Below are 15,674 nucleotides of genomic sequence, written 5' to 3' on the forward strand. Positions count from 1 at the left end.
AAATATAATTATTAAAATAATATATTATTTTATTTAAAATTTAAAAATATAAATGCTTATATAAAATACTATATATTATAAATTTATTTATAAAAATTATAATAATTTTAAATATTCTTGTATTAATGTTTAAAATGACGTGTATATGTAAAAATCATTGCAATGTTATTATCATTAGCAGCTTTAATAACTTCATTATCACGTATAGAACCACCAGGTTGTATTATACAACTTATTTTTTTTGAAGCAATTTCATCAATACTATCCCGAAAAGGAAAAAAAGCGTCAGAAGCTAATACATTTTTTTTTAAATTTTTTTTAAGTTGTTTTGCTTTCATATGTGCAACTTTTATAGCATCTATTCTACTAGTTTGACCAGATCCTATAGCGGTAGTTATTAGATTTTTTACATATATTACAGAATTAGATTTTGTAAATTTTACTATTTTCCAAGCAAATATTAAATCTTTGATTTCTTTTTTTGTTGGTTTTTTGTAAGTAACAAATTTACATGTGTTAATATCTATATTTATATTATCTTTTGTTTGTAGTAGAAATTTACCATTTATAGATCGTATTTCTAATTCGTTTTTTAAAATATTCGTTCTTTTTTTTTTGTAAATGAGAACTCTTATATTTTTTTTATTTTTAATAATATTTCTTGCTTTATTTGAAATTTTTGGAGCAATAATTATTTCTAAAAATTGCTTATTTAAGATGTATTGTATTGTTTGAGAATTCACTTTTTCATTAAGTGCTATAATTCCTCCAAAACATGAAATTGGATCTGTTTTATAAGCATTTTTATATGCTTGCAAAAGATTCTTTCCTATTGCAACTCCACATGGATTACCATGTTTTACTATTACACATCCAAATTTTTGAATTGTTTGTACACAATCACAGGCAATTTCAGCATCAGATATATTATTATAAGATAATTTTAAACCTTGTATTTGTTTATAAAATAAAATAGGTTTTTTTTTAATTATTTTTTTATCAATATATAAAGCTGATTTTTGATGTTTATTTTCACCGTATCTTAAATTTTTTTGTTTAATTAAATGTATTTTTATTTTTTTTGGAAATATTTTATCAACATTTTTTTTATTTTTACAAATAATATTTAAAATTTTCATGTCATATGAAATATTATATTTGAAAGCTTTTATAGCTAGTTTTAAATGTTTATTGTTATTTATATATATATCGTGTTGTATATGATTAATTATCTTAATGTAATCTTTTATCTTTGTAATAATTATTTTTTTTTTGTAATTTTTTACTGCCGCTCTTATTATTGAAGGCCCTCCTATATCGATATAATTTGCAATAGTTTTTAAATATTTTTTTTCATTTTTTTTTGGTAATTTATAAAAATTTACTATAATTAAATCAAATTTTTTTATTTTGTATTTTTTTATTAAATTTAATTCTACGGAGCTTTTTGCTAATAATCCTCCATAAATTTTAGGATGTAATGTTTTTATTTTACCTTCTAATATTTCTGGAAATTGAATGTAATCAGAGATATTAGTAACTTTTATTTTTTTTTTTTTTAATATATTAGCTGTTCCTTGAGTAGCAAATAATTTTATTTTTTTTTGTATAAGTTTGCGTGCCATCATTGTTATTTTTTTTTTATTAGATACACTTATTAATGCTGTTTTTATTTTTTTTATTTTCATTTTGTGTTTATTATTTTATAAATATCATTAAAGTAATTTAAATTTTTTTGATGCTATATGTCTTAATTAAAATTATATTTTTTATTTTTATAAATATATTTCATTACATTAAATTAGTATATTTATATATTTAATTTTGCTATATTTTATATTGTTAAATATTTAAAATACGTAAAATTTTTTTTATTTAATGTTTAGAATATTTTTTTATTATTTTTTTTAAATTTGTTAGTATTTTATTTATTTTAAATAATTAAATTTAATACTTAGTATCATTTTTTTAATAATTCTTTAATAATATTAAATTTTTTATAATAATTTTAGTTGAATTCTTTAGAACATTTTTTAAATTTTATATGTTTAATTTTTAATTTATTTTGTTATTTTATAATATGTAATTACGTATTTTTAAAAAAAATTATTATAATTAATATTTCGCAGATATAATAATTTAATTATATGCAGTATATTAAAATTTATTTAATATACTGTAATAAATGTATTTTATATATTTAAATTATGAAATTTTAAATCTTTATTAAAATATGTCATAATTTTTTAAGCGGGGTTTTTTTTAATAGATTTTTTTTGAGATTTCGTAATCTTATTTTTCTTTTTGTTAATCTTTCTTTATGATAAGCATATCCAGTTCCAGCTGGTATTAATCTACCAACTATCACATTTTCTTTTAAACCTCTTAATTCATCTATTTTTCCAGCTACAGCTGCTTCAGTTAATACTCGAGTGGTTTCTTGAAAGGATGCTGCAGATATAAAAGAATTTGTTGCAAGTGAAGCTTTAGTAATTCCAAGTAGATTTCTTAAAAATAAAATTTTATTTTTTCCTTGTTTTTCAAGTTTTTTATTAGTTTTTTGTATTTTAGAATATTCTATTTGCTCACCTTCTAAAAATTTAGAATCACCTCCATGAATAATTGTACCTTTTCTTAACATTTGTCTAATAATTACTTCTATGTGTTTGTCGTTTATTTTTACACCTTGTAAACGATATACTTCTTGTACTTCATGTACAATGTATTCTGTAACAGCTTGAACTCCTCTTAAACGTAATATATCATGTGGTGATTCAGGTCCTTCTGCTATATTATCTCCTTTTGTTACTTTTTCTCCTTCAAATACATTTAATTGCTTCCATTTGGGAATCATAATTTCATATACATTATTTTTTATAGTTGTAATTATTAATCTTTTTTTACCTTTTGTTTCTTTTCCAAAAGATATTATACCACTTTTTTCAGCTAAAATTGCAGTTTCTTTGGGTTTTCGAGCTTCAAAAAGATCTGCTACTCTTGGTAAACCTCCAGTAATATCTTTCGTTCCAATAGATTCTTGAGGTATTCTTGCTAATACATCTCCAGAATGAATTCGAGTATTATTTTCTAAATTAATTATAGCATTTCCTGGCAAGAAATATTGTGCAGGTACATCTGTTCCAGGAATTAAAATATTTTCGTTATTTTTATTTATTATTTTTAATGCTGGTCGAAGTTCTTTCCCTAAAGTATTTCGTTCAGATGTATGTAATACTATAATAGAAGTTAAACCTGTTAATTCATCTGTTTGTTTTATTACACTTTGATTGTTTATTATATCAATGAATTTTAAATATCCGTTTACTTCAGTGATAATTGGAGTAGTATGTGGATCCCATTCAGCCACTATTTCACCTGAAAAAACTTTTTCACCATCTTTTTTATTCATAATTGAACCATATGGAACTTTATAACTTTCTTTAATTCTTCCATATTGATCTATTATATTTAATTCTACATTTCTTGCAGTAATTACTATTTTTTTTGAATTATTAATAACATATTTAACATTATTTAATTTTATTATACCATCATTTTTAATTTGTATATTTGTTTCTGTTGCGGATCTTGATGCAGCTCCTCCAATATGAAAAGTACGCATAGTAAGTTGTGTACCAGGTTCTCCTATAGATTGCGCTGCAATTACACCAATTGCTTCACCTTGATTAATAAGTTTACCTCTAGCTAAATCTCTTCCATAACAATATGCACATATTCCAAAATCTGTTTCACAATGTACAACGGATCTAACTTTAACTGTATCAATTGAATTCTGTTCTAATAAATCACAGTATTTTTCATTTAATAATGTGTTTTTTTTAATAATAATTTGATTTGAAAAATTATTATATATATTTTCTACAGTTACGCGTCCTAAAACTCTGTCTTTTAGAGTTTCTTTTATATTTCCGCCTTCTATAATAGGATGCATTATAATGCCATCATTTGTTCCGCAATCTGTTTCGGTTATTACTAAATCTTGTGCAACATCAACTAACCTTCTAGTTAAATAACCTGAATTAGCTGTTTTTAATGCAGTATCTGCTAAACCTTTTCTAGCTCCATGTGTAGAAATAAAATATTGTAAAACATTTAATCCTTCTCTAAAATTTGCTATAATAGGTGTTTCAATTATTGATCCATCTGGTTTAGCCATCAAACCACGCATACCAGCTAATTGTCTAATTTGAGCCTCTGAACCTCTAGCTCCTGAATCTGCCATCATGAATATGCTATTAAAAGATTTTTGTGGTTTTTGTATTTCTGTAGGATATTTATCCATTTCTGTAGATAAATTTTTCATCATAGCATTAGATATTTTTTCATTTGCATTTGTCCATAGATCGATTATTTTATTATATTTTTCTCCAGAAGTAACTAAACCAGATTTAAATTGTTCTTGTATTTCGGATACTTCAATATTTGTTTTGTTTATAATTTCATTTTTTTGATTTGGTATAACTATATCATTAATTCCAACTGATACGCCAGATTTAGCAGCATAGTAAAACCCAGTGTACATAATTTGATCTGCAAAACGTACTGTTTTTTTTAATCCTAATGAGCGATAACAAATATTTAACATATCTGAAATAGTTTTTTTTCCTAATGTTTTATTAATTAAATTAAAAGATAAGCCTTTAGGAACTATCATCCATAATATTGCTCTACCTATAGTTGTGTTTATTATTTTTATGTTTGATGAAAATTTGTTTTTTTTTATTTTTTCATACTCTTTTATTCGTACTTTTACTAAAGTATGTAATTTTACTAAATTGGAATAATATGCTTTTTCTGCTTCCTGTGGGCTATTTAATAACATTCCTTCGCCTTTACTATGTCTTTTTTTTCTAGTCATATAATATAAACCTAATACAACATCTTGCGAAGGTACTATAATTGGTTCACCATTAGCAGGAGATAAAATATTATTTGTTGACATCATTAATGCTCTAGCTTCTAATTGTGCTTCTAATGTTAACGGCACATGTACTGCCATTTGATCACCATCAAAATCTGCATTATATGCAGCACATACTAAAGGATGTAATTGTATTGCTTTTCCTTCTATTAAAATTGGTTCAAAAGCTTGTATACCTAACCTATGTAATGTTGGTGCGCGGTTTAAAAGCACAGGATGTTCTTTAATTACTTCATCTAAAATATCCCAAACTACTGATTCTTCTTTTTCAACCATTTTTTTAGCAGATTTAATAGTGGTTGCTAAATTACGAACTTCTAATTTTCCATAGATAAATGGTTTAAATAATTCTAATGCCATTTTTTTTGGTAAACCACATTGATGTAAATGCAAATGTGGGCCGACAGTAATTACTGATCGACCTGAATAATCTACTCTTTTTCCTAATAAATTTTGACGAAATCGACCTTGTTTTCCTTTAATCATATCTGCTAAAGATTTTAATGGTCTTTTATTAGATCCAATTATTGCTTTTCCTCTTCGACCATTATCTAATAAAGCGTCTACAGATTCTTGTAACATTCGTTTTTCATTACGTATTATGATATCTGGTGCTGTTAGTTCTAATAATCTTTTTAAACGATTATTACGATTTATTACTCTTCTGTATAAATCATTTAAGTCCGATGTTGCAAATCTACCACCATCTAATGGAACTAATGGTCTTAAATCTGGCGGTAATACAGGTAAAGTTGTTAAAATCATCCATTCAGGTTTATTTTTTGAATGAATAAAATCATCTAATAGTTTTATTCTTTTGTTTATTTTTTTTCTTTTAGTTTCTGAATTTAAATCTATTATTTTTTTTTTAAGTATTTTTATTTCTTTAATTAGATTTATATTTTTTAATAAATCTTGAATTGCTTCTGCTCCCATTTTTGCACTAAATTCATCACCAAATTCTTCTAAAAAGTCTAAATATTGTTCCTCAGTTAAAATTTGTTGTTTTTCTAAATTTGTCATTCCTGGATCTATTACAATATATGATTCAAAATATAATACACGTTCTATATCTCTTAAAGACATATCTAATAATAAACCAATTCTCGAAGGAAGAGATTTAAGAAACCATATATGTGCAACAGGTGAAGCTAATTCAATATGCCCCATTCTATCACGTCGAACTTTATTTTGTGTTACTTCAACTCCACATTTTTCACAAATGATACCTCTATGTTTTAAGCGTTTATATTTTCCGCATAAACATTCATAATCTTTTACTGGTCCAAAAATACGCGCACAAAATAATCCATCTCTTTCAGGTTTAAATGTTCTATAATTAATTGTTTCTGGTTTTTTTACTTCACCAAAAGACCAAGATTTTATTTTTCTTGGTGATGCTAAAGTTATTTTTATAGCATCAAAGTCATGGTTTTTTTTTTGTTTTTTTAAAAATTTTAATAGATCTTTCACGGATTGCTTCCCGTTAGAATGAAACATTATAAAAAATTTTACAATGATTATAATTAATATGGATGTGAGTTTATTTTTAATTGTCTTCTAATTCTATATTAATACCTAAAGAACGAATTTCTTTTAATAATACATTAAAAGATTCTGGCATTCCAGGTTCCATTTGGTGATTACCATCAACTATATTTTTATACATTTTTGTTCTTCCATCGACATCATCAGATTTTACAGTTAACATCTCTTGTAAAGTATATGACGCTCCGTATGCTTCTAAAGCCCAAACTTCCATTTCTCCAAATCTTTGTCCACCGAATTGCGCTTTACCGCCTAATGGTTGTTGTGTAACTAAACTATATGAACCAGTAGATCTAGAATGCATTTTATCGTCTACTAAATGATTTAATTTCAACATGTACATGTATCCTACAGTAACTGGTCTTTCAAATTTTTCTCCCGTTCTTCCGTCAAATAATGCGATTTGTCCGGATTCAGGAATATCTGCAAGTTTTAATAATTCTTTTATTTCTTTTTCTTGTGCTCCATCAAATACTGGTGTAGCAGTAGGAAGCCCTTGTTTTAAATTTTCAGCTAAACATAAGATTTCTTTGTCAGAAAATTTATTTAAATCAACTTTTTGATAAACTTTGTTTCCTATATTATAAGCGCTTTGTATAAAATTTCGTAATAATGATATTTTTTTATTATATTTTAAAATATTATTAATTTTTTCGCCAATTCCTTTCGCAGCCATTCCTAAATGTGTTTCTAAAATTTGTCCTATATTCATTCTTGAAGGCACGCCTAATGGATTTAATACAATATCAACTGGTACTCCGTTAATATCATATGGCATATCTTCTACAGGATTTATTTTAGATATCACACCTTTATTTCCATGTCTTCCAGCCATTTTATCGCCAGGTTGTATATAACGCTTTACAGCTAGATGTATTTTTACTACTTTTAAAATACCAGGAGTTAAATCATCACCATGTATGATTTTTTTTTTTTGTACTTTTAATTGTTTATCAAAATTATATTTTAATTTTTTATATTGTACAATTAATTTTGAAAATATTGCTTGTTGTGTTTTTTTATACAGTTTAATTGTCAACCATTTTTCTGGTAGCATGGTTGCTAAAAAATTCTCATTAATGTTAGATAATATAAGTATTTTTTTAATTCGTTGAAATATACTAAATTCTAAAATTTTTAATTCTTCTTTAAGTTCTTTTTGGGTTTTTTTGTACTGCATATTTTCAATTTCTATTGTTCTTGTATCTTTAGTTAATCCATCTCTTGTAAAAACTTGCACATCTATTACAGTTCCAGATATTCCACTTGGCACACGTAAAGACGTGTCTTTTACATCTGAAGCTTTTTCCCCAAATATCGCACGTAATAATTTTTCTTCCGGAGTTAATTGTGTTTCTCCTTTAGGGGTTACTTTTCCTACTAATATCTCTCCACTAACTACTTCTGCTCCAATGTAAACTATTCCTGATACATCTAATTTAGATAAAGAAGCTTCTGGAATATTAGGTATATCTGCTGTTATTTCTTCTATTCCTAATTTTGTATCTCTACAAATGCATGATAATTCTTGAATATGTATACTAGTAAATCTATCTTCTTGCATAACTCTTTCAGAAATTAAAATAGAATCTTCAAAATTATATCCATTCCAAGGCATAAAAGCTACTCGCATATTTTGTCCTAATGCTAATTCTCCTAGATCTGTTGATGGTCCGTCTGCAATTACATCACCAAATTTTATTTCATCACCTATTTCAATACATGGTTTTTGATTAATACAAGTATTTTGATTAGAACGTGCGTATTTTGTTAAATGATAAATATCAATTCCTGCTTCTTCAGAGTACATTTCGTCTTCATTTACTTGAACTATTATTTTAGATGAATCTGCATATTGTATAATCCCTCCCCTTTTTGCAATTATTGTAACTCCAGAATCTATAGCAGCAATTCTTTCCATTCCAGTTCCAACTAATGGTTTATCTGATTTTAAAGTTGGAACTGCCTGCCTTTGCATGTTTGCGCCCATTAATGCTCTATTTGCGTCATTGTGTTCTAAAAAAGGTATTAAAGAAGCTCCAATAGAAACTATTTGTTGCGCTGAAATATCCATATAATGTATCTTTTTTCTAGCAAATAATCCTGATTCCCCTTTATTTCTACAAGTAATTAATTTATCAAGTATATTACCTTCATGGTCTACTTTTGTATCAGCTTGAGCAATAATATAATTTTCTTCTTCAATTGCAGAAAGATATTTTACTTCATTTGTTACTTTCTTATTTATTACTTTTCTGTATGGAGTTTCTAGAAATCCATATTTATTTGTCTTAGCATATACAGATAACGAATTTATTAATCCTATATTTGGGCCTTCTGGGCTTTCTATTGGGCACACTCTACCATAATGTGTTGGATGCACGTCTCTAACTTCAAACCCTGCTCTTTCTCTTGTTAATCCTCCTATACCTAAAGCTGAAATTCTTCGTTTATGAGTAATTGCTGATAGTGGATTATTTTGATCCATAAATTGTGATAATTGACTAGAACTAAAAAATTCTTTTATAGCTGCAGATATTGGTTTTGCATTAATTAAATCTTGTGGTGTTATATTGTCTATTTCTCCTAAAGATAATCTTTCTTTTACAGCTCTCTCAACTCTTATTAAACCAACTCTAAATTGATTTTCAGACATTTCACCAACAGATCTAACTCTTCTATTTCCTAAATGATCAATATCGTCAATTGCACCATACCCGTTACGTATACTAATTAATTTTTTGATAACATGAATTATATCTTTTTTACTTAAAACGTTTTTTTTTTTTTTTTTGTTTTTCGATAAAGAATTATTAAATTTCATACGACCTACAGAAGATAAATCATATCTCTCTTCTGTAAAAAATAAACTCGAAAATAAATTTTCTGTTGATTCTTTTGTTGGGGGTTCACCAGGTCTCATAATACGATAAATTTCCACTAAAGCACTGAAATAATCATGACTGGGATCAATACGTAAAGTATTAGATATATATGCTCCATGATCTATTTCATTTGTGAAAATTGTTTCTATAACTGTGTAATTATTTTTTTTAAGTTCATTAAATATACTTAATGTTATTGGCATATTAGATAAAATAATATATTCACCAGTTTTTTTGTTTATATAATCCTTGCATATTGTTCTACCTATAATAAATTCATTTGGAACGATTATTTCAGTAATATTGTTATTTTTGAGTTTATTGATATGTCTAGAATTAACTCTAGTATTTTTTTTGATATATACTTTATTATTTACTATTATATCAAAAGCAATAATTTCTCCATTTAATCTTTCTGGAATTAATTTTAATTTTAAATTATTATTATCTTGTATATAAAAAATATTTTTTTCAAAAAAAATATTTAAAATTTCTTCAGTATTATATTTTAATGCGCGTAAAATTATTGTTACAGGTATTTTTCGTCTTCTATCTATACGTGCAAAAATATTGTCTTTAGAGTCAAATTCAAAATCTAACCAAGAGCCTCTATATGGTATAATTCTAGCATTATATAATATTTTTCCTGAAGCATTTGTTTTACCCTTATCACTATCAAAAAAAACACCTGGACTTCTATGTAATTGTGATACAACCACTCTTTCAGTTCCATTAACTACAAATGTACCATTTTTTGTCATTAAAGGGATTTCTCCCATATATACTTCTTGTTGTTGTTTCTTTTTAACGATTTTTTTTATAGATGTATCTTTCTCATATATTATTAATTCTAATGTTACACGTAAAGCAGATGAATATGTTGTTCCTCTTATTTTACATTCTTTTACATTAAATAAACTTTTTTCTAATCGATAATTAATATATTTTATTTTTACATTTCTATTATAACTATAAATTGGAAATATAGATTTTAATGCAGCGTTTAATCCGTATTTACCTTTATAGTCTTTTTGGATAAATTTTTGAAAAGAATTTAGTTGAATAGATAATAAATAGGGTACTTCTAAAATCTTTGGTATTTTTCCAAAACTTTTTCGAATTCTTTTTTTCTCAGTGTAAGAGTAAACCATAGATTCCCTAGTTTTATATAATTTAAGATTATGTATATATTAATGAAATTTAATTAGTGAAGAAGGTGGATATGGTTTTGCAAATATATTGTTAAATTTTATATTGGTTTATATGTAAAATACTTAATTATTTTTATAGGGCTGGTGAATATTCACCAGCCGAATATAATTTTTAATTCAGTGTGGATACTAATAAAATATTTTATGTAATTTCTATTTCAGCGCCAACTTCTTCTAAACTTTTCTTTAAATTTTGCGCTTCTTCTTTACTTATTTTTTCTTTTATTATCGCTGGTGCTGATTCAACTAGATCTTTAGCTTGTTTTAAACCTAAATTTGTAGAACTGCGAACTATTTTAATTACTGGAATTTTATTTTTTCCAATATTTTTTAAAGTTACATTAAATTCTGTTTTTTCTTCTTCTTTTTGATTGTTTAGTTCATTACTGGTGTTTATTTGAGAATTAGCAGATATATTAAATTTTTTTTCTATGTCTGTAATAAGTTCAACCATGTTTTTTACTGACATATTTTCAATAGATTCTAAAATTTCTTCTTTAGTGAGAGACATTATAAGTATTTCCTAAGAGTAGCTCTAATTATAGAATATATAGTATAATACTTAATTATTCTATTGTTTGTTCTTTATTTTTTTTTAATAAAAATAACAATCTTGCAAATCTTCCTATTGTTATTTCTTTTAATAATGTTATTAATTTAACAATTGCTTCTTTATATGTAGGCATATTTGCTAGAAAATTTATTTCTTCTTCATTAAGTAATTTATTTTCAAATACAGCACCTGTGATCTTAAATGATTTATTTTCTTTAGCAAATTCTTGAAAAATTCTAGCTGCACTACCTGGATTTTTTAAAGCATAGGCTATTAAAGTTGGTCCTTTTATTGCATTTTTTAAACAAGAGAATTGTGTATTTTGAATGGCAATTTTTAATAAATTATTTTTTACTATATTAATAATTATTTTTTTTTCTTTTGCTATTTTTTTAAGCTTATATAATCTATTTACAGTTATATTTGTATAGTCAGCAATTATCACTGACAAGGCGATATTTGTATTTTTTTTAATATCTGAAATAATTTTTTTTTTTTCTTGCAAGTTTAAAGCCATACTTCATTTTTTCCTGGATTTATTCTTGTGAATGTTTTATGTTTTTTTGTATTTTTATTTAATGAATATTATTATATTACTTTAAATTATTAATTATGAAAAATTAATTATTTAAATTACTTTATTTTTTGTATTTTTAGAATTTAAAATTATTATAATTAATTATATAAAGTACAGTCTATTTCAATTCCTGGGGACATAGTTGCAGATAAGTAAATTTTTTTAATATACAACCCTTTTATTTTACTAGGTTTATTTTTCTTTATTTCTGATATAAATATTTCAAAATTTTTTTGCAATTCATCATTTTTGAAATTTATTTTTCCTATCTGAGCATGTATTATGCCATTTTTGTCATTTTTGTAGAATATTTGTCCTTTTTTTATGTTATTTATAGTTTCTGCTATATTTTTTGTAATAGTTCCAAATTTAATATTCGGCATTAAACCCTTGGGTCCTAATATAGTCCCTAATTTTCCTACTATATGCATTGTTTTAGGGGTGGCGATAACTATGTCAAATTTTATTTTTTTTTTTTGTATTTTGTCAAATAAATCTTCTGTACCTATATAATCTGCACCGGATTTTTCTGCTATATGTTTTTTTTCTTGTTCAATAAAAGCTGCAATTGTTGTTTTTTTTCCATTTCCGTATGGTAATACTGCATAACTTTTAATGTTTTGTTCAGTTTTTTTAGAATCAATATTTAAATGTATTGAAACGTCAATACTTGTATTAAAATTTGTTGTATTTATTTTTTTTAAAAATTGTATTGATGAAAGAAAACTATTTTTTTTTTTTTTTATTTTTTTTAAAGTATTTGTGTTTGTTTTTTTAAATTTTGTTTTCATTTTTTTTGTCTATAATATTTAAACCGATTGATATAGCTGTTCCTTTTATGCATTTAATCATTTTTTTTATATTATTTCCAGTTAGATCTTGCATTTTCATTTTTGCTATTTTTTTTATATCTTTATATGAAATATCACCTATTTGTTCTTGTTTTGTTTTTTTTGAACCTTTTTTAATTCCAGCAAATTTTTTTAATAATATTGCAGCGGGAGGTGTTTTAGTTATAAATGTAAAAGATTTATCTAAAAATACTGTTATTATAACTGGTATTGGTAAACCTGTTTCAATATTTTTTGTTTTTTCATTAAATAATTTACAAAATTCTATTATATTTATTCCTTTTTGTCCTAATGCAGGTCCTATAGGGGGGCTAGGATTAGCTTGTTGGGCAGGAACTTGTAATTTTATATAACTTTGTATTTTTTTAATCATAATATTTCTTAATATTTTAAAATTTTGATTTGATTGTTAGTTTTTTTCTACTTGTGCAAAATTTAATTCTACTGGAGTCGATCTTCCAAAAATTGATATAGACACTTTTAAACGATTTTTATCATAATCGACTTCTTCTACAGTACCGTTAAAATCAATAAAAGGACCATTATTTACGCGGACTTTTTCGCCTTTTTGAAATATGGTTTTTGGACGTGTTTTATTTCCTATTTTTTTCAGTTTTTTAATTATTAGATTTATTTCTTTTTTACTAACTGCACAAGGTCTATCTGACGTGCCTCCAATAAATCCTAATACTTTAGGTATATTTTTTACTAAATGCCAATTGAAATCATTCATAATCATATTAATTAAAATATATCCTGGAAAAAATTTACATTCACTATTTTTTTTTTTTCCATGTTTCATTTCTGTTACTTTTTCTGCAGGAATTAAAATTTTTCCAAATTTATCTTCCATTTTTTTGTTTTTAATATTTTCTTGGAGTAATGTTACTATACGTTGTTCGCAACCTGAGACAGCTTGAACAACATACCATTTTTTTTTTTTGTGCATTTTTATTTAAAACCTGAAATTAATTATTAAGGATGTAATATAAAATAAAATGTTATCTATACCCCATAATAATAAGGAAACGGTTATAGTAATTACACAAATCATCAAAGTTGTATATAAAGTTTCTTTTGCATTAGGCCAAACAATTTTATTTATTTCATTTTTTAATTTGTTTATTAATGTGAATATTTTTTTACTCATTTTAATATATATAATATATATCCAATTATTAAAATTTCATTATGTATAATTATTAATATATTTTTTTTAATATTTAATTTCTTTTTATTTGAATATATATTTTTTTTATTAATTACAGCGTGTATTTTAGTGCGTGTATTGTTGCTGATACCCAGATTTGAACTGGGGACCTCGTTCTTACCAAGAACGTGCTCTTCCTACTGAGCCATATCAGCCTTATAAGCGAACAGCGGGAATCGAACCCGCATTATCAACTTGGAAGGTTGAGATAATGACCATTATATTATGTTCGCGAATTTTGGTGGGAGAAGGATTCGAACCTTCGAAGTCGATGACGGCAGATTTACAGTCTGCTCCCTTTAGCCACTCGGGAATCCCACCTATTTGCCGGCTACCGGAATTGAACTGGTGACCTACTGATTACAAGTCAGTTGCTCTACCAACTGAGCTAAGCCGGCTAAATTATTTTAAATTATTGAAATATATATATTACAATATATTATTTTTAATGCAACAAAATATTTATCTATTTTACATTTTTATTAATAATTTTCAATAAATTTATTTTTAATAATAATAAATTTTTTAATTATATCTTTGAAATTTTATTTGGTTTAAAGTATTAATTTTAAAATATTTTATAAATTTTTGATATTTCATTTTCAGTTATTATACTTTATGTATTGTAATTACATGAAATTTTTTAAAATATTTTTACATAGATTGAAATTTTTATTTAATTTAATGTTATATGTAAATTTTTTTTAAATAAAATTACAATGCTTGATAAATTTAAGCATTTAATTTCTTTACTTTTTTTTTTACATAAAAGTATTATAAATTTTATTTAAATTTTAAGTATTTTATATTTAGCTAGTTTTTATTATTATTTTCAATATTTAAATATTATTTATTATTTTTATAATTACATGTTAGTTTTTATATATTTTAATTATTGAATTAATATTTATTATGTGAGTAATTATAAGGATAATTTTATGAATTATTTAAATGATATACATTTAGAAAAAATAAATACTTCACTTTTAGATTTTAAAAATATTAATATTTCTTGTGAATTTTTTCCTTCATCTAATAAAAAAAATTTTGATAAATTATTATCTATTACTAAAAGGTTATCATTTTTTAATCCTTTTTTTTTTTCTGTGACTTATGGTGCTAATTCTGGAGAACGTAATCTTACTAGAGACACTGTTCTTTCAATTAAAAAAAATACTAAAATAAAAACTATTCCTCATTTAACGTGTGTGGATTTAACTTTTGGTCAAATACAAAAAATTGCTGAAAATTATTGGAATAATGGTATTAAAAGTATTATAGCTTTACGAGGTGATTATCCTATTAATGCTATTAAAAAAGATATTTATGCTTTAGATTTAGTATGTTTTTTAAAAAAAATAGCTAATTTTAAAATTTTTGTTGCTGCTTATCCAGAAGTTCATCCGGAAGCAAAAAGTGCTCATTTTGATTTAATTAATTTAAAAAAAAAAATAGATGCAGGGGCTATTGGAGCTATTACACAGTTTTTTTTTGATGCGGATAAATTCTTGTTCTTTAGAGATCTGTGCGTTGCAAACGGTATAAATAAAAAAATTATACCTGGTATATTACCGATATTGGACATACATCAATTAAAACGTTTTTCTTCTTTAACTAATGTCTATATCCCTAAATATATATTAAATATGTATGAAGGTTTAGATAATGATCCTATTACACGTAGTATGTTAGGTTTTAGTATAGCTATAGATATGTTAAAAAAATTATACAATGAAGGTGTGCGAGATTTTCATTTTTATACTTTAAATAAATTAGAAATAATATATCCAATTTTTCATTTTTTAGGTTCTTATTATAAATTAATGTAAATTATAGTTAATATTTTTAAAAATTTTTTATAGATATTTATTAGAAATATATAATTTTAAAATATTAT

General features: G+C 24.4%; 10 protein-coding genes and 4 tRNA genes. 1 reads left to right on the top strand and 13 read right to left on the bottom strand.

What is annotated here, in order from left to right:
* Window positions 1–122: 122 nt before the first annotated feature.
* From purH to RJT30_RS00195, 13 genes are all read right to left on the bottom strand, one after another.
* Complete coding sequence (gene purH, locus RJT30_RS00135) at window positions 123–1,688, bottom strand: bifunctional phosphoribosylaminoimidazolecarboxamide formyltransferase/IMP cyclohydrolase (protein ID WP_343190338.1); 1,566 nt, start codon at window positions 1,686–1,688, stop codon at window positions 123–125.
* A gap of 548 nt (window positions 1,689–2,236) precedes the next feature.
* Window positions 2,237–6,415 carry a DNA-directed RNA polymerase subunit beta' gene (gene rpoC / locus RJT30_RS00140; RefSeq protein ID WP_343190501.1) on the bottom strand — a complete coding sequence of 1,393 codons (4,179 nt, stop codon included), beginning with the start codon at window positions 6,413–6,415 and terminating at the stop codon, window positions 2,237–2,239.
* A 76-nt stretch (window positions 6,416–6,491) separates the two neighbouring features.
* Complete coding sequence (rpoB, locus tag RJT30_RS00145; RefSeq protein ID WP_343190339.1) at window positions 6,492–10,526, bottom strand: DNA-directed RNA polymerase subunit beta; 4,035 nt, start codon at window positions 10,524–10,526, stop codon at window positions 6,492–6,494.
* A gap of 202 nt (window positions 10,527–10,728) precedes the next feature.
* Entirely contained in the window at window positions 10,729–11,097 is a 369-nt protein-coding gene (gene rplL / locus RJT30_RS00150) for a 50S ribosomal protein L7/L12 (RefSeq protein WP_343190340.1), read from the bottom strand.
* 55 nt (window positions 11,098–11,152) lie between these two features.
* Window positions 11,153–11,656 carry a 50S ribosomal protein L10 gene (gene rplJ, locus RJT30_RS00155; RefSeq protein ID WP_343190341.1) on the bottom strand — a complete coding sequence of 168 codons (504 nt, stop codon included), beginning with the start codon at window positions 11,654–11,656 and terminating at the stop codon, window positions 11,153–11,155.
* A gap of 158 nt (window positions 11,657–11,814) precedes the next feature.
* Window positions 11,815–12,507 (bottom strand): 50S ribosomal protein L1, encoded by a 693-nt coding sequence (rplA, locus tag RJT30_RS00160; RefSeq protein WP_343190342.1) that lies wholly within the window; start codon window positions 12,505–12,507, stop codon window positions 11,815–11,817.
* Window positions 12,491–12,940 (bottom strand): 50S ribosomal protein L11, encoded by a 450-nt coding sequence (gene rplK, locus RJT30_RS00165; protein ID WP_343190343.1) that lies wholly within the window; start codon window positions 12,938–12,940, stop codon window positions 12,491–12,493. The genes rplA and rplK overlap by 17 nt, the downstream gene beginning before the upstream one ends.
* 36 nt (window positions 12,941–12,976) lie before the next feature.
* Window positions 12,977–13,516, bottom strand: coding sequence for a transcription termination/antitermination protein NusG (nusG, locus tag RJT30_RS00170; protein ID WP_343190344.1), 540 nt, complete (start codon window positions 13,514–13,516; stop codon window positions 12,977–12,979).
* A 6-nt stretch (window positions 13,517–13,522) separates the two neighbouring features.
* Complete coding sequence (gene secE, locus RJT30_RS00175; RefSeq protein ID WP_343190345.1) at window positions 13,523–13,717, bottom strand: preprotein translocase subunit SecE; 195 nt, start codon at window positions 13,715–13,717, stop codon at window positions 13,523–13,525.
* Between the two features lie 142 nt (window positions 13,718–13,859).
* Window positions 13,860–13,932 (bottom strand) — tRNA-Thr (locus RJT30_RS00180).
* A 6-nt stretch (window positions 13,933–13,938) separates the two neighbouring features.
* Window positions 13,939–14,010 (bottom strand) — tRNA-Gly (locus tag RJT30_RS00185).
* Window positions 14,011–14,016: 6 nt separating this feature from the next.
* Window positions 14,017–14,098: transfer RNA gene (locus tag RJT30_RS00190), tRNA-Tyr, on the bottom strand.
* A 4-nt stretch (window positions 14,099–14,102) separates the two neighbouring features.
* Window positions 14,103–14,175: transfer RNA gene (locus tag RJT30_RS00195), tRNA-Thr, on the bottom strand.
* 540 nt (window positions 14,176–14,715) lie between these two features.
* Between RJT30_RS00195 and metF the strand changes: the two genes are divergently transcribed.
* A complete protein-coding gene (gene metF / locus RJT30_RS00200) occupies window positions 14,716–15,606 on the top strand; it encodes a methylenetetrahydrofolate reductase (protein ID WP_343190346.1) in 891 nt (296 codons plus the stop codon).
* Window positions 15,607–15,674 lie beyond the last annotated feature (68 nt).

This window comes from Buchnera aphidicola (Mollitrichosiphum nigrofasciatum) (assembly GCF_039388045.1).
GTDB classification, from domain to species: Bacteria; Pseudomonadota; Gammaproteobacteria; order Enterobacterales; family Enterobacteriaceae; genus Buchnera_K; species Buchnera_K aphidicola_B.